Origin of the sequence: Marinomonas sp. A3A, assembly GCF_018336955.1 — a bacterium.
GTDB lineage: Bacteria > Pseudomonadota > Gammaproteobacteria > Pseudomonadales > Marinomonadaceae > Marinomonas > Marinomonas lutimaris.
Genome location: NZ_CP025532.1, coordinates 2,483,324 through 2,502,540, shown reverse-complemented (window position 1 = coordinate 2,502,540; position 19,217 = coordinate 2,483,324). Strand labels below are relative to the sequence as shown.

At 43.8% G+C, this 19,217-nt stretch carries 21 protein-coding genes and 1 other RNA gene; 10 read left to right on the top strand and 12 right to left on the bottom strand.

What is annotated here, in order from left to right; translation table 11 throughout:
- Positions 1 to 145: 145 nt before the first annotated feature.
- On the bottom strand, positions 146 to 1,375 hold the full coding sequence (locus CYL31_RS11690; RefSeq protein ID WP_212915417.1) for an ABC transporter substrate-binding protein: 1,230 nt from the start codon (positions 1,373 to 1,375) through the stop codon (positions 146 to 148).
- Positions 1,376 to 1,551: 176 nt separating this feature from the next.
- On the opposite strand from CYL31_RS11690, the gene CYL31_RS11685 reads away from it, so the two are divergent.
- The 3 genes from CYL31_RS11685 (at position 1,552) to CYL31_RS11675 (ending at position 6,040) form a co-directional block, all read left to right on the top strand.
- Positions 1,552 to 2,694, top strand: a complete 1,143-nt coding sequence (locus CYL31_RS11685) for a succinylglutamate desuccinylase/aspartoacylase family protein (RefSeq protein WP_212915416.1) — start codon at positions 1,552 to 1,554, stop codon at positions 2,692 to 2,694.
- A gap of 72 nt (positions 2,695 to 2,766) precedes the next feature.
- Entirely contained in the window at positions 2,767 to 5,073 is a 2,307-nt protein-coding gene (locus CYL31_RS11680; RefSeq protein ID WP_249411563.1) for an ATP-dependent helicase, read from the top strand.
- 10 nt (positions 5,074 to 5,083) lie between these two features.
- Positions 5,084 to 6,040 carry an isopenicillin N synthase family dioxygenase gene (locus CYL31_RS11675; protein ID WP_212915415.1) on the top strand — a complete coding sequence of 319 codons (957 nt, stop codon included), beginning with the start codon at positions 5,084 to 5,086 and terminating at the stop codon, positions 6,038 to 6,040.
- Between the two features lie 101 nt (positions 6,041 to 6,141).
- Here the strand turns inward: CYL31_RS11675 and CYL31_RS11670 are convergent, their stop codons facing one another.
- The 4 genes from CYL31_RS11670 to CYL31_RS11655 all read right to left on the bottom strand — a co-directional run bounded on the left by CYL31_RS11670 (position 6,142) and on the right by CYL31_RS11655 (position 10,286).
- Positions 6,142 to 6,927 carry a class II glutamine amidotransferase gene (locus tag CYL31_RS11670; RefSeq protein WP_212915414.1) on the bottom strand — a complete coding sequence of 262 codons (786 nt, stop codon included), beginning with the start codon at positions 6,925 to 6,927 and terminating at the stop codon, positions 6,142 to 6,144.
- A gap of 78 nt (positions 6,928 to 7,005) precedes the next feature.
- Positions 7,006 to 8,673: a methyl-accepting chemotaxis protein gene (locus CYL31_RS11665; RefSeq protein WP_212915413.1), complete on the bottom strand. Its 1,668-nt coding sequence runs from the start codon at positions 8,671 to 8,673 to the stop codon at positions 7,006 to 7,008.
- 321 nt (positions 8,674 to 8,994) lie between these two features.
- Positions 8,995 to 9,408, bottom strand: coding sequence for a phosphoribosyl-AMP cyclohydrolase (hisI, locus tag CYL31_RS11660; protein WP_212915412.1), 414 nt, complete (start codon positions 9,406 to 9,408; stop codon positions 8,995 to 8,997).
- On the bottom strand, positions 9,405 to 10,286 hold the full coding sequence (locus tag CYL31_RS11655) for a 6-carboxytetrahydropterin synthase (RefSeq protein ID WP_212915411.1): 882 nt from the start codon (positions 10,284 to 10,286) through the stop codon (positions 9,405 to 9,407). Before CYL31_RS11655 ends, hisI begins: the two co-directional genes overlap by 4 nt.
- A gap of 222 nt (positions 10,287 to 10,508) precedes the next feature.
- Between CYL31_RS11655 and ffs the strand changes: the two genes are divergently transcribed.
- Positions 10,509 to 10,605, top strand: an RNA gene (gene ffs / locus CYL31_RS11650) — signal recognition particle sRNA small type.
- A gap of 57 nt (positions 10,606 to 10,662) precedes the next feature.
- Here the strand turns inward: ffs and CYL31_RS20875 are convergent.
- Positions 10,663 to 10,770 carry a carbon storage regulator gene (locus CYL31_RS20875; protein ID WP_502845437.1) on the bottom strand — a complete coding sequence of 36 codons (108 nt, stop codon included), beginning with the start codon at positions 10,768 to 10,770 and terminating at the stop codon, positions 10,663 to 10,665.
- Positions 10,771 to 10,809: 39 nt separating this feature from the next.
- Here CYL31_RS20875 and CYL31_RS20710 point away from each other — a divergent pair, with 39 nt between their 5' ends.
- The 6 genes from CYL31_RS20710 to CYL31_RS11615 all read left to right on the top strand — a co-directional run bounded on the left by CYL31_RS20710 (position 10,810) and on the right by CYL31_RS11615 (position 14,152).
- Entirely contained in the window at positions 10,810 to 10,932 is a 123-nt protein-coding gene (locus tag CYL31_RS20710; protein ID WP_249411562.1) for a Rha family transcriptional regulator, read from the top strand.
- Positions 10,933 to 11,333: 401 nt separating this feature from the next.
- On the top strand, positions 11,334 to 11,816 hold the full coding sequence (locus CYL31_RS11635) for a hypothetical protein (RefSeq protein WP_212915409.1): 483 nt from the start codon (positions 11,334 to 11,336) through the stop codon (positions 11,814 to 11,816).
- Positions 11,817 to 12,203: 387 nt separating this feature from the next.
- Complete coding sequence (locus tag CYL31_RS11630; RefSeq protein ID WP_212915408.1) at positions 12,204 to 12,809, top strand: hypothetical protein; 606 nt, start codon at positions 12,204 to 12,206, stop codon at positions 12,807 to 12,809.
- Positions 12,810 to 13,122: 313 nt separating this feature from the next.
- Complete coding sequence (locus CYL31_RS11625) at positions 13,123 to 13,548, top strand: Tse2 family ADP-ribosyltransferase toxin (RefSeq protein WP_212915407.1); 426 nt, start codon at positions 13,123 to 13,125, stop codon at positions 13,546 to 13,548.
- Positions 13,541 to 13,717, top strand: a complete 177-nt coding sequence (locus CYL31_RS11620) for a hypothetical protein (RefSeq protein WP_212915406.1) — start codon at positions 13,541 to 13,543, stop codon at positions 13,715 to 13,717. The genes CYL31_RS11625 and CYL31_RS11620 overlap by 8 nt, the downstream gene beginning before the upstream one ends.
- A 270-nt stretch (positions 13,718 to 13,987) precedes the next feature.
- Complete coding sequence (locus tag CYL31_RS11615; protein WP_212915405.1) at positions 13,988 to 14,152, top strand: hypothetical protein; 165 nt, start codon at positions 13,988 to 13,990, stop codon at positions 14,150 to 14,152.
- A gap of 347 nt (positions 14,153 to 14,499) precedes the next feature.
- Here the strand turns inward: CYL31_RS11615 and CYL31_RS11610 are convergent, their stop codons facing one another.
- The 6 genes from CYL31_RS11610 to CYL31_RS11585 form a co-directional block, all read right to left on the bottom strand.
- Positions 14,500 to 14,868, bottom strand: coding sequence for a methionine-R-sulfoxide reductase (locus CYL31_RS11610; protein WP_212915404.1), 369 nt, complete (start codon positions 14,866 to 14,868; stop codon positions 14,500 to 14,502).
- A gap of 191 nt (positions 14,869 to 15,059) precedes the next feature.
- Positions 15,060 to 15,599, bottom strand: a complete 540-nt coding sequence (yjgA, locus tag CYL31_RS11605; RefSeq protein ID WP_212915403.1) for a ribosome biogenesis factor YjgA — start codon at positions 15,597 to 15,599, stop codon at positions 15,060 to 15,062.
- A 6-nt stretch (positions 15,600 to 15,605) separates the two neighbouring features.
- A complete protein-coding gene (gene mgtE / locus CYL31_RS11600; RefSeq protein ID WP_212915402.1) occupies positions 15,606 to 16,958 on the bottom strand; it encodes a magnesium transporter in 1,353 nt (450 codons plus the stop codon).
- 8 nt (positions 16,959 to 16,966) lie between these two features.
- Positions 16,967 to 17,236, bottom strand: a complete 270-nt coding sequence (locus CYL31_RS11595) for an HPr family phosphocarrier protein (RefSeq protein ID WP_212915401.1) — start codon at positions 17,234 to 17,236, stop codon at positions 16,967 to 16,969.
- Positions 17,237 to 17,245: 9 nt separating this feature from the next.
- Complete coding sequence (ptsN, locus tag CYL31_RS11590) at positions 17,246 to 17,695, bottom strand: PTS IIA-like nitrogen regulatory protein PtsN (protein WP_212915400.1); 450 nt, start codon at positions 17,693 to 17,695, stop codon at positions 17,246 to 17,248.
- A 17-nt stretch (positions 17,696 to 17,712) separates the two neighbouring features.
- Complete coding sequence (locus tag CYL31_RS11585; RefSeq protein ID WP_212915399.1) at positions 17,713 to 19,185, bottom strand: RNA polymerase factor sigma-54; 1,473 nt, start codon at positions 19,183 to 19,185, stop codon at positions 17,713 to 17,715.
- Between the last annotated feature and the right edge of the window lie 32 nt (positions 19,186 to 19,217).

Below are 19,217 nucleotides of genomic sequence, written 5' to 3'. Positions count from 1 at the left end.
AGCCCTAAAGCCCCACCCTAATCCTCCCCTTCAAAGACACAAGGGGAGGGAATTAAAACAGTCTGCTCCTCCCCCTGCTAAGGGGGAGGCTGGGAGGGGGTATTGCGATGGTCTCATCGCGGGAATCACATCGTACCTTCAAACCTTATTGTGCGTAACGTTTACGCCACTCAGACTCTAACGCTCCCACCCAACTACTGTGTGGCTCGGGTAACGTTTGGCCTAACTCTTCAATGCTTAATGTGGCGATACCACGAGGCAGAGCGTCAAATTTGGCTTGTTCAGACGCAGGCAATTTTGCGTAAGATAAAACACTTAAGTCGCCCCAAATAGTTGGCGTTTGCTTTTTAATTTGCGCTTCTGGTGACAACATAAAGTTTGCCACAACTTGTGCTCCCGCTTTTGCGCCACTGTTATACGGAATTGCTAGAAAGTGGGTGTTACCAATGGTGCCGTTGGTGAAAACGTAAGAGCGCACCGAGTCTGGTAGATTACCTTTGTCGATCTGAACCGATGCCGCGGAAATGTCGAAGCTTAATGCTACATCGATTTCTTGGTCATCGAGTAAACGCATCATTTCTTCTGAGCTGGATGGAAAGGTTTGACCATTGCGCCATGCGACCTTATGAAGCTGATCTAAATAGGCCCACAAAGGTGCGGTAATCTTGTCGAAATCCACACTGTCTGCGGGTTGTGCTAGCGCTTTGCGGTAAGGTGTTAATTCGTACAAAGCTTGTTTCAAAAATGTTGAACCAAGGAATTGCGGTGGTTCTGGATAGGTGATTCGTCCAGGATGTGCTTTGGCGTAAGTCAGTAATTCGGCAATGGATTTAGGCGGATTGTTCAAAATTACTGTGTCATACATAAAGATGACTTGCGCCATGCCCCAAGGGGACTCCATGCCATCGACCGGGGTGCCGAAGTCTTGGGTTAAGCTTTGACGAGCATTTTCGTCTACATAATTGATGTAGTTTGGTAATGATTGGCTAAATGGACCAAATAATAGATTGTTGTCTTTCATGGCGCGGAAATTTTCGCCATTCAACCAGATAAGGTCGATGGAGCCATTGCTATTTTTGCCAGCGGTCTTTTCGGCCAATACTCGGTTTACCGCATCAGATGTGTCGGTCAGTTTCACTTGTTTCAGTGTGACATCGTATTCTGCTTTTATACGGTCGGCTGCCCATTGAATGTAATCGTTAATGTTGTCGGCTCCGCCCCAAGCGTTGAAATACACGGTTTGGCCTTTGGCTTGTTGAAGCGTGTCTTGCCAGCTTTGTTGGCTTGCGTTGTTTTGAGTTGAAGTGGCTAGTGTAGGCAAGCTTGATAAGGCTAGGGCGGCAGCGATGGAAGCCGCGACAAACGATTTTCTCATTCCTTTCTCCTGATGTTCTTTAGTTGTTTTAATCTTTACGAAAGCTTAGACGTAAATAGATCCTTGTTTCTTACAGTCCTTTATTTAAGGAATTGTTTTTTATTAAAAATTGGTTTTAGCGTACCATGTTGCAGGCTCAAATTGGGCGAATGTTTTACAGCTTTTTTCGAGGTGTTATGTCTTACCAAATTTACTCTCATGTATTACCGAGCGCTACACCAGGCACTCAGCGTGTGTTAAAAGCCCATCACTTTGGTGAAGCAGGTGCGCGTCCTAAAGTGTATTTTCAGGCGGGATTACATGCAGACGAATGGCCGGGGTTTTTGGTGCTTAACACCTTGCTGAGAAAACTGAAAAAAGCCGACGATGCAGGTTTGATTCAAGGTGAGATTGTCATCGTGCCTGTGGCGAACCCGATTGGTTTGGCGCAAAATTTTCACGGTTATATTCCGGGCCGCTTTGCGTTTTCTGACGGTGGCGGTAATTTTAACCGCAACTGGCCTCAGTTAGGCGCGAAAGTAGAAAAGCGCATCAAGGGCGATATAACGGGTGATATAGAAAGCAATATAGACATTGTTCGTCAAGCGATTCACGACGAATTGGTGTTGCTGCCAGAAACCACCGAACTGCAAGGTATGAAGAAAACCTTGTTGGCTTTGTCTATGGATGCAGATGAAGTGATCGATCTGCATTGTTCCGGGGAAGCCAGCATGCACGCCTATGTCGCACAAGAATTTGAAGGCCACTTTAAGCCATTATTGGCGCTATTGGGCGCGAAAGTCGGCTTGTCTGAATTAGAAACCGGCGCCGCTTCGTTTGACGAAACCAATGTCAGTGTGTGGCGTGATTTAAAAGCCCATTATGCCCATTTGATTCCTTGGGGAAGCCGCTCTTTAACGGTAGAATTACGCGGCGAAAATGACATTTCTAATGAGTTTGCTCAGCAAGATGCACAAGCTTTATTTGATTATCTTGTGCTGCGAGAAGTGATTGCTGGTAAGTCACCCGCGATTGATGACAGCGACGTTGAATATTATCCACTGGATGCCATGGATTTAGTCAAAGCGCCGTGTGCTGGCATTGTCTGTTATCACAAAGCCATTGGCGACGAAGTAGAAGAAGGCGAAGTGATTGGTGAAGTGGTGAACCTAATGGACGATGACGTGGAAAGCTCCAGTTATCCTTTGGTTTCACGCACCAATGGCGTGTTTTTTGCCCGTGTACAGCGCCGTTTGGTGGTGTGTGGCGAATCCATTGCCAAGATCGCTGGCAGAGAACATCTGGCGTTTCGTGAGATCGGCAAGTTGTTTGAAGACTAGAAAAACTAATGACTTAAAAGTCGATAATTAGTAATTGAAGATCCAATCGTATAAATACTAGGCAAGATTATTTTGACACAAGCGCAACCCAATACAGAGGTGACCACCTCGTTAACCGATGAGCAAACGCTTGTTGTAAATCATGATCTCACGTCACCAGCGAAAGTCATTGCCGTGGCTGGCGCGGGTAAAACCACCACCTTAATTTCTCGTATCGAGCATTTGTTGGCTCAGGGTGTGGATCCTTCTCACATCGGCGTGTTTATGTTTAATAAAAGCGCACAGGAGGAATTCTCCGAGCGTTTGAGTAAGCGCCTTATGGCAGCAGGGCATTTACGCTCTCCCAGTGTGATGACCTTTCATGCCTTTGGTATGAAGTTTTGTCGTCGTTTGGAACAGCAAGGTTGGTTGTCTGCCGCCAAGCTCATTACCGATGATTTTAGTTTGGTAAAAATGTTGCGCGAGGCGTTACAGCGTCTGGTTCGCAATGGCGAGAAAATCGCTATGCTAGACGAGAAAGACTGGCTTGAAGACGTGCTGTTGTTTGTCGATCAAGTCAAAGCGTCTGATCAACCAGCGCAGATCGTTTTTGAAGCTTTGGGCTGGTCTAACGAGCGTAAGTTTTTCCCAGCGTTATACGATGAGCTAGAGAAGCTACGTAAACGTAATAACATCCGCTTTTTTGCGGATTTGCTCAGTGACCCTTATGAATTAATCAGTGAATTAGACGAAGCTGAACGCGTGAGAGTGCGTGGCTTAGTACCTGATTTCCGTTATTTGTTAATTGACGAATTTCAAGATATTAATCCTTGCCAATACGAGCTATTAAAATTGCTTTATCCTGCGCCTTGTCAATGGATGATTGTGGGCGACGTACAGCAATGTATTTACGAATGGCGCGGTGCCAGCCCAGAGATCATGGCAAGTCAGTTTGACCAAGACTTTGCTGGTGTGGCGACTTATCCGCTAAGTACCAGTTTTCGTTTCGGTCACGCCGTCGGTTTAATGGCGTCGAGCGTGATCAGTGAAAACGATCCTGATGCTTTAGTGATTGGCGCTGGCGAACGCACGCGAGTGTCTTTTGCCCGCGCACCGAAGACAGGCAAAGCCTTGTTGGGTGAGTTGAAATCTTGGGTAGAGGAAGGTCGCGCATTAAGTGACACCGCCGTGTTGGTGCGTTTGTACAGCGACATGGTGCCAGTGCAACTCGCCTTGATGCACAAAGGTGTGCCGTATCAATTGCACGGTGATTCGCCGCTATTAGAAAATCGTCAGATTCGCATGCTAATGGCCTATCTTGCGGTGATTGCTGGTGGCTTGGAAACGTCGAACACCTTTTTTCATCCGGATGATATCGAATACTTGCTGACGGTACCGAGCCTTGGTGGTTCCATGGCGCAGCGCAAAACCTTGATCCAACAAGCGAAACAAGCGCCGCATTTGTTGCCGCAGATTATCGAGTCCGTGGCTGACGCGACAGATGGTTGGCGTGCTAAAAAACTATACGAACGTGCTGATTGGTTGCGCAGCCTAGGCGTTTATCGCACCGATCCGGGGCAAGGCTTGGCGCACACTTTAGAAAAGTTAGGCATTTATCGCTACTTTGAAAGCACCAGCAGTAAAGATATTCAGACCCAAGAAAAAATCGCTACCTGCGATGCCTTTATGGCCTATGTACGTGGTGTTGGCGGTGATGCAAAATCAATATTAGAACAGCTTGCCACTTTGAATGAAAAACAAACGGATGATGTTCATGGCGTGCATTTGATGACGATTCACAAGTCAAAGGGCTTGGAGTTCGATCAGGTATTATTGTCAGGCTTACAAGAAGGGCGCTTCCCTTATTACGATGAAGACTTAAGCGCCATTGATAAACAAGCCGCCAGTGATATGGCGTCGGAGCGACGTTTGTTTTATGTGGCGATTACCCGCGCCAAACAGAAACTCGTGCTGTTAGAAACGCCCAGTGCCGATGAAAGTAAGCGGATGAAGCAGGGTGATATTCCCCGAGCGGCACTAAAGAGCTTGTCTCTGTCGCGCTTTGTGTTCGAAGCACAGCCTTACGCGGTGAGCCGTATTTGCGAAGCTTGGTATGTCGAGAATGTTGGCACGCCAATTGATACGGAAAAAGGTTCGGTCTTTCAACGTTATTTGAACGCGGTCGATCCATCTCCGTCGCTGACATTTCGTCATCGGGTTGAAGGTAAAAGTCTCTTGCAGCCCGGCGACAAAGTCCGTCACGACCAATTTGGTCAGGGCGTTGTTGTCCGACAAGAGCGAGACGCCAAACAAATGATTTTCGTGGATTTTGGTGAAATGGGTCTAAAACGCTTTAATCCCAAGCACACACAACTTATTAAACTGTCTTCCAGAGCCTAAGGAACGCGTAATGTCCATTCCATTGATTGATTTATCTAAACTGACTCACGAGAGCGAGTTAGTCCGCCAAACTGAAATAAACGCCCTAGACAAGGCGTGCCGAGAGATTGGATTCTTCTACCTTACCAATACAGGCATTCCGAAAGAATTGATGGCAGCACTAATGCGCGAAGCCAAGCGATTTTTTAATCAGCCACAAGATGTTAAAAGCGCCATCGACATAAAAAACAGCATTAATCACCGTGGCTACGGCAATATTGGCGAAGAGCAGCTCGACGAAATTGGTCATGCGGATTGGAAAGAAACCTTTGATATGGCGTTGGACTTTCCTAAAGATCACCCTTTGGCGATTAAATATCCGACGGCTTACGGCCCTAACCAGAATCCAAGTGATCCTACGACACTAGAAGTGCTGCAAGAATACTATGTAGAGGCTTTCCAAGTGGCGCAGAAGCTGCTGACGGCTATGGCGCAAGCCTTGTCTTTAGAGGATGACTTCTTTACACGCGGCTTCAAAGATCACGTGACTGTTTTGCGCATGATTCACTATCCGCCACGCCCAGCCAACGATCATGACAATGGTGCGGGTGCGCATACGGATTACGGTTGTGTCACCTTGCTATTGCAAGATCAAATAGGTGGCTTACAAGTGAAGAACCGCAAAGGCGAGTGGGTTGATGCGACGCCAATTGACAATGCCTTAGTGGTCAATATCGGCGACTTAATGCAGCGTTGGACTAATGACGAATACGTTTCTACAGCGCATCGAGTGCGTGCTTCATTGCCAGATGTGCATCGCTACTCGTTCCCATTCTTTGTGGAACCAGATTACGAAACCAATGTTGAGTGTGTGCCAAGCTGCGCGACCGCTGATAAACCTGCCAAATATGATGGGATCTTGAGTGGCGACTGGATTCAGTCACGTTTTGATGCAACCTATGCGTACCGAGAGAAAGAAAAAGCTTAATCTGGGTGACAAGTCGTGAAGATAACGTGTAATGATATAAAAGATAAAATATTTACTAAAACGAGAAGAGTTCAAAAAAAGAAGAGCCAAAAAAATGACCGCTAGGCGGTCATTTTTAATAGTTCAGATAAAGGTTGAATTCGGTAGTTTTGGTCTTTGATTTTCGCGATGTGACCTGCTGGTACTTGAGTCCAGCTGTCACTGGAATGGTCTAGCGGTTCTGAGCCAATCACGATGTGTTTTTCAAATTGCTTGCAGTATAAGCTTGGTGCTAGTTCGTCACTAGAAAAGCGAATGGCGGTGATTTCTTCCCCATCTGAAAAAACCGCTGTGAAACGCAACGGATCTTTGATGTTTTTCTGTTTCATCATCTCCATAATTTGCGCTAGGGTCATTTCTATCGCAGCTTCAGGATTAGCTTCTAATCCATTGGCAATCATCAATAAGAAAATCACTTCGGAATCGGTTGCGCCATGTCGATGGCTATAAAGATGTTCAGGTATCAAGCGATCCAGTTGCCAGCGTAAAGACTCATAGCCACCAATTTGTCCGTTGTGCATGAATAGCCAGTTTTTGTAACTGAATGGATGGCAGTTTGAGCGATTGGTTTCTGTGCCAGTGGAAGAGCGCACATGGGCGAAAAACAAGCCGCTTTTAATATGTTTCGCTAGGCTTTTTAAATTACTATCACTCCATGCAGGCAATACTTCATGATAAAGGCCTGGTTCCTCGCGTTCATCGTACCAGCCCAAACCAAAACCATCAGCATTCACTGTGACTTCCGATTTTCTAGCGCTTAAGCTTTGATGAATTAAAGAATGCTCTTGTTTGAAAAGTAATGACTCAAGGTAAACCGCGTCACCTTGATACGCCATCCAACGACACATGATTTTCTCCTAGGAATGAAAAGGGGAAGTGACTAACTTCCCCTGAAATCTTAATCTAAAAAGTATACTCCTGTAACACTATACTTTGAAATAACTGATCTTAGCTGAAAGTTGTGTTGCCAATGAGGCCAGTTGTTCTGCAGAGTTGCTAATAGAATGAATCGACTTCGTTGTACGTGAGGCAATTTCGGTAATATTCTCGACGTTGCGGCTTACTTCAGCGGTTACCGAGGCTTGTTCTTCGGCGGTTGCTGAAATTCGATCGTTCATATCACGAATCTTAGACACGGATTGGTTGATATGATGAAGCGAGTCCTCCTCATGTTTGACCTGATTCACTGCATCGGTAGAGCGCTGATGACTTGATGTCATGGCTTTTACTGCAGAGCTAGTGCCGCTTTGTAATAAGGCGATCATTTTTTCGATCTCTTGCGTAGCATTCTGGGTGTTTTGTGCAAGATGGCGTACTTCATCGGCTACTACGGCAAAGCCACGGCCTTGCTCACCTGCTCGTGCCGCTTCAATCGCTGCGTTTAAAGCGAGTAGGTTGGTTTGTTCTGCAATACCTAGAATGACGTTAAGAATATTACTGATTTCTTTGGTATTGGTTTGCAATTCATTAATAGTATCCGCAGAGCTGGCAATTTCGCTTGCTAACTCCTGAATGCTATTAATTGTTTTTGTGACAATGGTCGTGCCTTCGTTCGCGGCTGTTTCTGCCTCGTGTGCAGCTTGGCTTGCGTCTGTAGTTGATTCAGAAACATGTACCGCCGTGGCTTGTATTTCTTGTATCGCTTGAGAGATAAAATTGGTTTCTTGTTGCTGGCGATCTACCATTTCAGAGGATTCGTCGGTAATGCGATTAAGATCATTGGCGGCAGTTGTTAGCATCGAGCTGGATTCTGCTACGTCATGCAAAATGCTACTAAGTTGTACAACGAGTTTGTCCATTGCTGTTTCTAGCATGCCGATTTCGTCTTTGCGTGTGCTGGCGATTTTAGATTGAACCAAATCACCTGAGGCAATTTCTTCTGCACGTCGAACCGCTTTAATAAGTGGTCTACAAATGCCGTTAACAATGATGATGCTGATGGCGATACCAATCACAATAAGCACGGCAGCTAGTATGCCACTAGTGTAAATGGTTTGGTCTAGTTTGTGATTTTGATTATCAGCCACGGCGCTGCTGTATTCATTTATAGAGGCAATAATGTCCTCCATTTGCTTGTTCACCGTGATTAGGCTCTCGTCGGCAGCGCGACGAGATTTACTTGCTTTCATGGTATTTAACTTTACCCACCAGCTGTAGGTTTCTGTGCTGGCTTCTAAGAAAATAGCTTGTTGCTCTTCTAGGGCTTTAATTTGTTCTAGTAGGTCACCTAATCCATCATGAACTGGCATGGTGGCAAGAATGCTTTTTACATTCTCTATACTGGTGACTAGTTCACCAGTATAAGTTTTGAATTTTGCGGCAGACTCTGCAATCTGTTCAGTGCCATATCCACCAATAGATTTTGCGATAGAGACTTGGAAATAACCACGCTCAAATTCAACAGATTGTTGCAGTAAAAGCTGGCGGCTTTTTTCTAGATTTTTAACGAGTTGAAGGCTTTGAGAAGAAAGGCTTTGTAATTCGGAAGAAACGGATTTACTGGTCAGTGCAGAGCTAATGCTGATGCCAATAATTACTAACGAAAAGAGTGCAATAAGTGAGAGTATTTTGGTGCGTACGGACAGATTTAACATAGTTAATCCAATGAATTAAGAGTGTTGGTCGATATCTCTAGTACAGCAATACTTATGCCAATCAAGTTGCATTATCTCGTACGAAGGATGTTGGCTTATATCGTCCCCGCAACCTGTACTTTATTTGATCTAAAGCTTGGCAAAAATATCCACGTGTTTAGAGAGGATCTAATTTATTTTGTTTTTTTTATTGCTCAAGCTTGAATATGCACTCTGTAGGGAATGTGCAAGCAAAGCTGGCGAATAGTAAGATAACGTAAAAAGGGAGGAGAAGCATAGTGGTTTTCCCGCTATGCTCTATTTTTGTGCATTCTTGAGGGCTTAATTGTTCTCTGATGGTGCGGAGCTGATAACCACGTCATTGCCGTCAACCGTAAAAAAGAAGCAGTCGCGTCGATTTGTGTGGCAGGCTGGACCTTGTTGATTAACCTTGATTAGAATCGCGTCACCATCACAGTCAAATGACATGGATACTAGCGTTTGGCGATGCCCTGAGCTTTCACCTTTACGCCAGTAAGTTTGACGTGAGCGAGACCAGTAACACACTTGGCCCGTTTCTAACGTCTCACGAATCGATTTCTCGTTCATGTACGCCAGCATCAAAACTTCACCAGTATCATGTTGCTGCGCGATGGCCGCGACCAAGCCATGCTCGTCTGTTTTTAGATTCGCTAATACTGTATCTAGAGATAGCTTCTCGCCTTTGGCGAGGTTTTCGTATTCTTTTAAGCTCATATTCTGGCCTTTATTTTTTCTGAAATTGCGCCTTTACCAATGCCCTCAAAACCGTGGGCTTCAATGTGCACACCTTGATTCTCTTCTGCTAATACATCGGCAATGTGTGCGGAAAGCGATTCAACAGTGGTATCGCAATCCAGCATGTAGACTTGATTGCTGTCGATTTTTAGCTCAAACAATCCTTGCTGGCTTGTGTAGCTAAAGCAGTGATAATTTACACCGTTTTCAGTGACCTGATTTATCAAATCTTCTTGGGTGCCTAAATAGATGTCTTCCCAACGTTTTGCCCAATCGTGTTCCATTGCAGCATTACGTGCGCCATCGGCGTAAATCTCAACCGTAGAACGATGGCCATGAGCAATACGCTGGCAATTACCGGCATGCTTCTTTAAACCATGGCTGTATTGGTATTGCGCGCCAGTAATTTGTTCTGGTGAAAAACGCACGCTGACCGCTTCTAATTCCGCTGGAAGCAGATTAAGAATTTGTGATTCAACCCATTTAGCGACCGCTTCTGGTGTGATTTCGGTCATTGGCAATACGCAAATGGCTTGAGTAGGTGCGTCACATTGAAACACGCGTTTATCGTTAGCTGTGGTTTTACTATGATCAAAGTGAAAAGATACGCGATCATCAGCTAATGGAGTCATAGTTGATCCGCTGTGCTCAGCAGGAATCGCCAGCATGTGATCGATATTCTCATCCAACCATTTCTTGATTTGTTTTTTCACGATACTGAAATCACAAATCATACTTTCATCGTTTAACTTGCCGGTCAGTACAATGTCTGTCTGCCAGCTTTCGCCCAACAAACCACGTGTGGCATCAAAGTAGGAAAAATCCACGTGGGTTAGGTTTTTTACAAATAGCTTCAACTCGCTACTCCTATGATTCTTAATGGCGCGTATCTTACCGTAAATAGAAGCAGCGTTATAGCTTGATACTAAAAAGCGCAAGCATAGGAACAAGAGTAGGAAAGGGTGCTTATAAGCAGAAAGATTTAAGTATTTGAAAATACATAAGAAAGGCGGTTGATATTTCGATTTGGCTGCGTATAATTGCGCCCCAAGGTCAACAAGCCTCCTTTATGGTGTCTCTGCTGGTCCCCTCGCAACGATAAACCGTTAATCTGGTCAGGTCCGGAAGGAAGCAGCCACAGCGGTGGACTTGTGTGCCGAGGTGCGGCTGGTAGAGATGCCACCTTAATCTCCCCAAAGTTCTAAACTCTCCCTTTTTCACATCATTTCTATTTCATTCTTTAATGCCTTTATAAATCTCTTCACGATGTACCGTCACGTCTTTTGATGCTGTCACACCGACTCGAACTTGTCCTCCTTTGCGACTGATATTTAATTTCACCACGGCAACTACAAAAATGAACAAGACAAGACTCGCCCTATGTACCGCATCACCCGCGACGGCTTCGTCTTTTTGGCCATGGGCTTCACCGGCACCAAAGCCGCCCAATTCAAAGAAGCCTACATCAACGCCTTAAATCAAATGGAAAAACAGCTCCACTAGCAAAAACAACCACAGACAATCTAGCGCTAGCGAAAATGGACAGCTATTCCCTCCAAGGAAGGCAACTGCTCAACAATATCGTCAAATCCATGCAGATACAAAGCGACCCCGTCGTCGTTTCATTAAAAGAACTCATCGACCTAATCCAAGCAGTTCGTACTTTCCTAACAAAAAAAGCAACAGCAAATAGCACGACTAGCGTTTTAATTCAGGTAAGCAGACTGGGTAAACGACAACATCACCCGCGTCAAAGACTTTGCCCAACGCAACTTTGTAGACTTCTAAGCGGTAAGCAACTAAAGCCCCGATGTGGGCTTTAGTTGTTGTTTTTATTCGGATAAGAAGATAATTTTACTGGGCGTGTAGATGAAACTAATAATCTTAAAAAACTGGAGTATGGTTTGAGTATTTTCTTAACAGTAATTTCAGGCGTCTTTATTTTTGTTATTGGTCAGGCTATATTAAAACTTATTATTGAGCCTGTTCAAGAAGTGAAAAAAACTTTAGCGAAAATTCAAATAGATCAATTTTTATTAGGTCATATAGCCCATAATAGTGAAACGTTTGATCAAAATGATCTAGATAAAGTATTTAATGCTTATAGGGAGTATTCTGGAACTCTTATAGCACATACGACTTTAATACCTTTTTATAAAAACATTGCAAAAATTACAGGTTTGCCATCAAAAGATAAAATGATTGAAGCTTCAAGGAATTTAGTTAAATTATCTAATTGGATTAACTCTAGTAGTGATGTTAAATTAGGTCATATAATGAGAAATACGCAAGGCTTGGTTGATAATTTAGGGCTTTATTTAAGCCAAGCGGATAGGGTTAGCGACGATTTAATTCAAGAGCTTATGACGCCAAAAAGGAGAGACTAAATTATTTTTTAGAGTTTAGGAGTAGGTGAAAAATAGCGCTTAGCCTTTATCTGCTCAACAACATCGTCAAATCCATGCAGATACAAAGCGACCCCGTCGTTGTTTCCTCAAAAGAACTCATCGACCTAATCCAAGCCGTCCGCACTTTCCTAACAAAATAAGCAACAGCAAATAGCACGACTCGCTTTTTAATTCAGGCAAGCAGACTGGGTAAACGACAACATCACCGCGTCAAAGACTACGCCCAACGCAACTTTGTAGACTTCTAAGCAGCAAGCAACTAAAGCCTGCGAAAGTGGGATTTAGTTGTTGTTTTTATTGGGGTAAAGGGATAAGTTTGGGATTGGGTTAGATGGAATTAGCCGTCTTTCTAAATAGGAGAAAAATGTGGCATTACATCCTCATGTTCAGTACTTTTATAATGAATGGTTAAATAAAGCAGATAGCTACGTCGATAAAAGTCTTTCTGGTTATTTTAATAAAGCATTTTCACTGTTTACGCTTTATAACAAACTATATGCCGAAGCAACATTTTCTCTAGCGAGAGCGAAGATAATTAAGTTAAACGAAAGACAAGGGTTTCCAGATCGCAAAGGAGCAACAATATTTGCACCTCAATATATAGGGTATGAAAATCTAGAAAGAATATTTTCCGAAGATGAATGTGCTCGTTGCATCGATGAACTGGCTTATTTTATTGAAACAGGAAGGTTTTATATCAAGTTGAGTATGCTTTATGGGAAGCGTCAACAGATAAAAGATAAAGAATTAGCTGAGAATTTAAGGTCAAAGACAGTTGAGGTAAAAGTAAACGCTGTTATGGATTATATTTATACAGTTAGATGCAATATGTTTCATGGTAATAAGCAGTTTGATGAAGTTCAAGTGGATCTACTTGAACCAATAATCATCATTCTCCGCAAGGTCATAGTTGAACTATACGATAAGCTTTCAGATTCCGAGTTTGAGCCTAGAGGAAAAACCTTCATTTAATCCATGCAGATACAAAGCGACCCCGTCGTCGTTCCATCAAAAGAACTCATCGACCTAATTCAAGCCGTCCGCACTTTCCCAGAAAAATAAGAGCCCAAAAATCGCCCAGCTAGTTTTTTAATTTAGGTAAGCAGACTGGGTAAGCGACAACATCAGCCGCGTCAAAGACCTCGCCCAACGTAACTTAACAGACTTCTAAACGACAGGCTATTTCAATAAGTAAAAGCAAAGCCCACGGAAGTGGGCTTTGCTTGATTATCAGAGTAAGAAGAGATAATGTTCTGCTGGAATAAATTTGATATGGAGATCAGTTATGCACACACCTGTTGAGTATTATATAAAGCTTCCAATTGCTTTATTTCGAGCAGGGGCTCGGACAAAACCTAAATTTGATTATCTCAGAACGATGCCACCACGCGATGACACCCAAGTGTATGATGTGAAAATCGATCCGAAAACTAAGATGATTGATCATAAATCCGGTGGCTTAAGTTTGTTCATTACGCCTAACCTTAGATTTGGTCCTGATTGGTGGGTTTTACCAGAGGATACTCCACTTCCAGCAGGATTTACTTTAACCAAAGATTTAACAAATGGAATCTTTAAAGGTCATTATTCTATAAGATCTTTGGAGGATATCCATGTCGATATTTGGAAAAAAACTCTATTGGATTGGGCTAATGAGTACGCCATCCACGTGAGTGAATACAAAGATACAGTAGGAGAAAAAAATGTTTAATATAATGGAGTTACGCATAATTAGGGCGTCAGTTAAAGCTAGCATGGATAGCTTGTTGGAAAAGTTAAAAACAATTGATCCAGATAGTGATGGCGCCGTAGAAATTAGTAATGATTTGATGTTTTATCAATCTATTCTAGACACAATATCTGAAAACCCAGAAGTATAAATGGGGTTGTTCAACATAAAGCCTGAGTAATTATAAAGAAGCCCATCAAATAGATGGGCTTTGTGCATTGTCAGTGTTTCTTATAGCATTTACTCGTTCAAATGCCATCTCAAACTCTGGGTCGTCCATAAAAGGTTTTCGATTCTCCGCTCTGTCGTTACGGTGTTATTAGACTGACGCTGCTAACACGACTTTAAGCTCACTTGAAGCTGCTCTAAACGCTCTGCTACAACGTACTGATGAGCTTCTGGTATTGGAATTTGGGGGCAGATGAAAAATAGCACTGAGTCTTCATCGACCGCAAAAAGCTACGACAACCCAGCCGCCGCCCAACAAGCCTGCCAAGAGGCCTTATTGAAAGCCAACGCCAAGGCGCCAGCGTCACCCAAGACACTTATTCTCTTCTTTGAAATCGCTCACACATCACCATATTAAAATGGCGGGTGTGATGTTACTCAAGGAAAAAGTTTTTTAAGGCGAAGGGGTCAATAGATGAAACTCTTAGTTTAATTACTAACGTTGAACAAGAGACAGATTCTATGTAAGGGAGCCATAAAGATTCAAAGATTGCAGTTGAAGATTTGCTAATAAAGCTTGATCGTTCAGTGCCAAGTTTTACGCATTTAGTAAGAGGGTCATGATTTAAGAGCTGTTTTGTGTTGTTTTTAAAGTACCGGCTTTAGGTGATTTTTTGTGTTTCAGACGCCACCAATAAAACAGTTATAGAAACAATAAAACCGCCAGTTGGGCGGTTTTATTGTTTTAGCGCTTGGGCTAAGTGATCAGCCTTGGCTTACGAACTTCATTGAGATGGAGTTGACGCAGTGGCGGATGTTGTTTTCTGTGAGTCTTTCCCCTTCAAATACGTGACCTAAGTGGCCTTCGCAATTGGCGCAGACGATTTCTATACGTCGGCCGTCGGCGTCAGGGACACGTTTTACTGCATTGGGAATTTCGTCGTCAAAACTTGGCCAGCCGCAATGAGAGATGAATTTGTGTTCTGAGGTATAAAGCGGTGCATCACATTGGCGGCAAACATACAGGCCGCCTTCCATGGTGTCGGTGTATTCTCCAGTAAATGGGCGTTCTGTACCTTTATCAAGGATTACACTGGCTTCTACAGGTGTAAGTTTGTTGTATGGTTTACTCATAAGACTTGTTCTCCTGTCGCTATGGTGAGCGTTGTTAGCATAATTATGTCATGCCTTATTGTTGTAGAGTAAGACAATAAATTGCACGGTGAGTTCGAGTTTTTGTGAGTGTTGTTTTTTGATGATAAAAAGCCCGTCTTAAAGACAGGCTCTTTTATGTGTCAACGCTTCATTTTGGGTTGGGTTGGAATTTATTCAGTTAACCCTAGACGCTTTTCTTCGGCTTCGCGTAAGAAGCGGAAAAGCTTTTTACGGTTTGTGGTGTTGCCTGCTTGTGATACTTCTTTTTGAGATTGGCGAATAAGCTGTCTAAGCAGTTGAATGTCTTCAACCTGAGGGTTTTCCTCTAAATATTGCGACAGTTCTTCTTTGCTGTTTTCGCCAATTAGTGCATCACGCTTAATTTCAAGCTGATGAAATAGCTTGTTGTAAGCGGCAGATGTTGAGTCGAAAAGTGCGACACGATGCGCTATAGCTTCATGGTCTTCTGTGCGCATTACCTTGCCGATGTATTGCAAGTGTCTTCTCATGGCTTCATGTTGCTTTATGCGGCCAGCTTCAACGAATGCTTCGCGTAATGTGTCAGACATTTCCACTTTTTTAAGTTGGTTTTTACTTAGGCCTAATAGTTTTTTTCCAAGATCTTGCAGGGCTTCCATTTCACGCTTGATCTGGGTTTTGCTTTTAGGGATTTCTTCTTCGTTGTTTTCAAATTGATCAAAGTCTGTCATGGGAACCTATATTAGAAAAATAGTAGCGAGACCAAGGAAGGATAAAAATCCAACCACGTCGGTCACGGTAGTCAAAATTACGCTGCCAGCTAAGGCAGGGTCGATACCGATTTTTTTTAGCAAAATCGGCAGAAGTGTGCCAGTGGCTGCAGCAAATAGCAGATTTATTATGATGGCGCCCGCAATGATATAGGCAATCTTGATGTTGTCAAACCAAAGTGCGGTGAGGGCGGCGATAACCGTTGCCCAAAGAAGGCCATTTATGAGTCCAACGATGAGCTCTCTGTTGAGTAACCAGCGAGTATTGGTGGAGCCTATCTGATTGAGTGCGATACCGCGAATAACCAGTGTGAGTACTTGAGAGCCAGCTATACCGCCCATGCTAGCAACGATTGGCATGAGTATAGCTAATGCAACAACTTGGTCTAGCGTCTCTTGGAATAAACCTATGACGTAGGATGCGGTAAAAGCCGTTATTAGGTTTATGCCAAGCCACACTGCGCGTCGCTTAGTGGTTTTTATGATGGGTGCGAAGGTGTCTTCATCATCATCAAGACCTGCCATGCTTAACATGGAGTGTTCGGCTTCATCTCGGATAACATCTACAACGTCATCGATGGTGATGCGGCCAAGTAGCTTTTTGGTTTTGCTGTCAATAACAGGTGCAGAAACCAAGTCCATTTTTTCGAAAAGCTGTGCTACTTCGCTGGCTGGTGTCTCTGCATCAATGACCGTGAATTCTGTTTCCATGATGTCGCGCACGGTTGCGCTAACATCAGATACCAATAGTTTGGTGAGGGGGAGAGTGCCTAATAAGCGATCTGATCGGCTAACAACAAGTAGGTTATCAGTCATGTCTGGCAGGGTTGAGTGTCTGCGTAGATAGCGGAAAACCAGATCGACGGTGATGTTTGGACGTATGGTGATGGTGTCCGTGTTCATCAAGCCGCCGGCGGAATCTTCCGAGTAGCTTAATAGTGCTTCAACTCTTGTTCTGTCTTGCGAGGACATTGACGCAAGAACTTCTTTTACGACCTTTTCTGGTAGGTGTTGAAGTAAGTCGGCAAGGTCATCGCTTTCAAAGTGTTCGGATACGGCGATGAGTCGCTCTGTATCCATGTTTTTCATGAACTGTACACCAATATCTTCGCTTAGATATTGAAGTACTTCACCTTCGTTTTTTGCTTCGATTAACTCCCAAAGAAGCTTACGCTCTTTGGGAGGGGAGGACTCTAATAGACGAGCAACATCTTGTGCAGGCAAAGCCCCGTTAAGTAGATAACGGATTTGCATGGTGGCACCGGATTCAAGCGATTCAGTAACCGTTTGAAGGTGATTAAGCGTGTTTTGCTCTGACATAGAAGGTTTTACTCGTCTTCACCAAAGCGATTGTTGATTAATTCTATCACCGCCTTTATTGCGTCTTTTTCGTCTTCACCATTGGTTTTGACACGAATTTCTGTGCCTTTTCCAGCAGCCAGCATCATCATTGCCATAATGCTTTTGCCGTCAACATTGCGGCTGTCTTTTTCTATGGTGATGTCGCAAGAGAAGCGAGTGGTTGTTTCAACTAGTTTGCCGGCAGCGCGAGCATGCAAGCCAAGTTTGTTTATAATTGTGACGGACTCTTCCTGCATGCTGTTTCCCTATATTAATGAGTCAAAAATATTGAATAGTTCTTCATTGGTTTGTGCTGTACGCAGCTTGTCCAATGCTTCTGGAGACTGAGCAAGCTCGGCGATTTGGGCTAAAGTTGCAAGGTGTTGATCGCACTCATGAGGTGGAACAATTAGAGCAAATATTAGGTCAACCGCTCTTTTGTCGATGGAGTCGAAATCAATAGGCGTTTGTAGAGACATAACAACGATAGCGGTGTGGTTTGCAGACTCTAGACGGCAATGTGGAATAGCGATGCCGTTGCCAATGCCTGTGCTGCCTAGTTTCTCTCGACCAAGTAATGCGTCATAGATGGCTTCGTTGTCGCAATGTAGTCGATTTGAAGCGACTTCCGCAATGCTTTCAAGGACGCGTTTCTTACTAACAATATCTTGTTTTGCGAGAACGAGTTCCGCTTTTAATAATGATTTCAAGGACATGATAAAATGGTTTCCGTTTAGATCAGTCGTTTTCGTTCATTGGAAGGAGGGATGTTCATCGCCTCTCGATATTTGGCAACAGTACGTCGAGCAACCTGTATGCCTTGGTCTGCTAAAATAGCAGCTAGCTTGTTGTCACTTAGTGGTTTTTTTGCTGGTTCATCTGATACAAGCTTTTTAATCATAGCTCGTATTGCTGTAGAAGAACATTCTCCGCCAGAGGCTGTGTTGACATGGCTGGAGAAGAAGTACTTTAGCTCAAAAATACCTTTAGGTGTGTGCATGTATTTCTGGGTTGTTACCCTAGATATAGTTGATTCATGCATGCCAACTTCTTCTGCAACATCGTGAAGAACCATGGGTTTCATGGCTTCTTCGCCAAGTTCGAAGAAATCAATTTGTCGACTTACTATGCAGCTGGCCACTTTTAATAATGTTTCGTTGCGGCTCTGCAAGCTCTTCATGAACCATTTTGCTTCTTGAAGAGAGGTTTTGATGTAGGTGGCATCTTCGGCGGTTGTTGCTGTGCTAGCCATCGCTGAGTAAGTCTCATTGATTTTGATGGGCGGCAACGCGTCGTTATTTAGTTCAACTTGCCATACGTCATGGCGTTTTTTTACGGTGACGTCTGGAATAACGTAGTCGGTGTCATCTGCGTCGATCACTGAGCCAGGGCGTGGGTTAAGCTGTTGGATCAAATTGACGACTTCTTTTAGTGCTTCGTCTTTTAATTTTGTTTTGCGGCTTAACTGAGCAAAATCTCGGTTACCTAACAAGGGTAGGTAATGATCAATAAGATTGTGTGTGCTCTTGTATAGAGGGTGGCTCTGGAAAGCTTCCAGTTGCACAAGAAGGCAGTCGCGTAGGTCGATCGAGCATACGCCAACAGGGTCAAAGCGTTGTAGTCTGTGTTGTACAGCAATGACTTCGTCTAACTCAAGCTCTTCTAGTTCTGTACAAAGGGACTCACAAATGTCATCGGGGGAAATGCTTAAGTAGCCATCGGGTTGGACGCATTCAATGATGGCGTAAGCGATTTCGATGTCGCGATCTGACATGTGAGTTAAATTTAATTGCCATATTAAATGGTCTTGTATGCTTTCTGCTGGTGCATTTCGGCTTTCGAAGTCGCTATCGCCTTCGTAGCTGTTGTGATCACTGACGGCCGCAGAGCTTTGGTAGGTGTCATCCCAGTTACTGTCGATGGACAGTTCTTCTGGGATACTTTCTGTCCACTCGGACTCTACGCGTGCTTCTTCGCTATTGTTGTCGACTGTTGTATCTGCAGCACTTTTTGATTCTATACTGGCAGGGATGTCGCTATGAATTTGTTCGTCGTCGTCGAGCTCAAGTAGTGGATTAGACTCAAGGAATTCGTGAATTTCTTGTTTTAAATCCAACGTAGAAAGCTGCAGCAAGCGGATAGCCTGTTGCAGTTGTGGCGTCATGGTCAGCTGCTGACCGAGCTTTAATTGTAAAGACTGCTTCATAGAGCAACTCTTTCTTCTAATTGAATGAATTG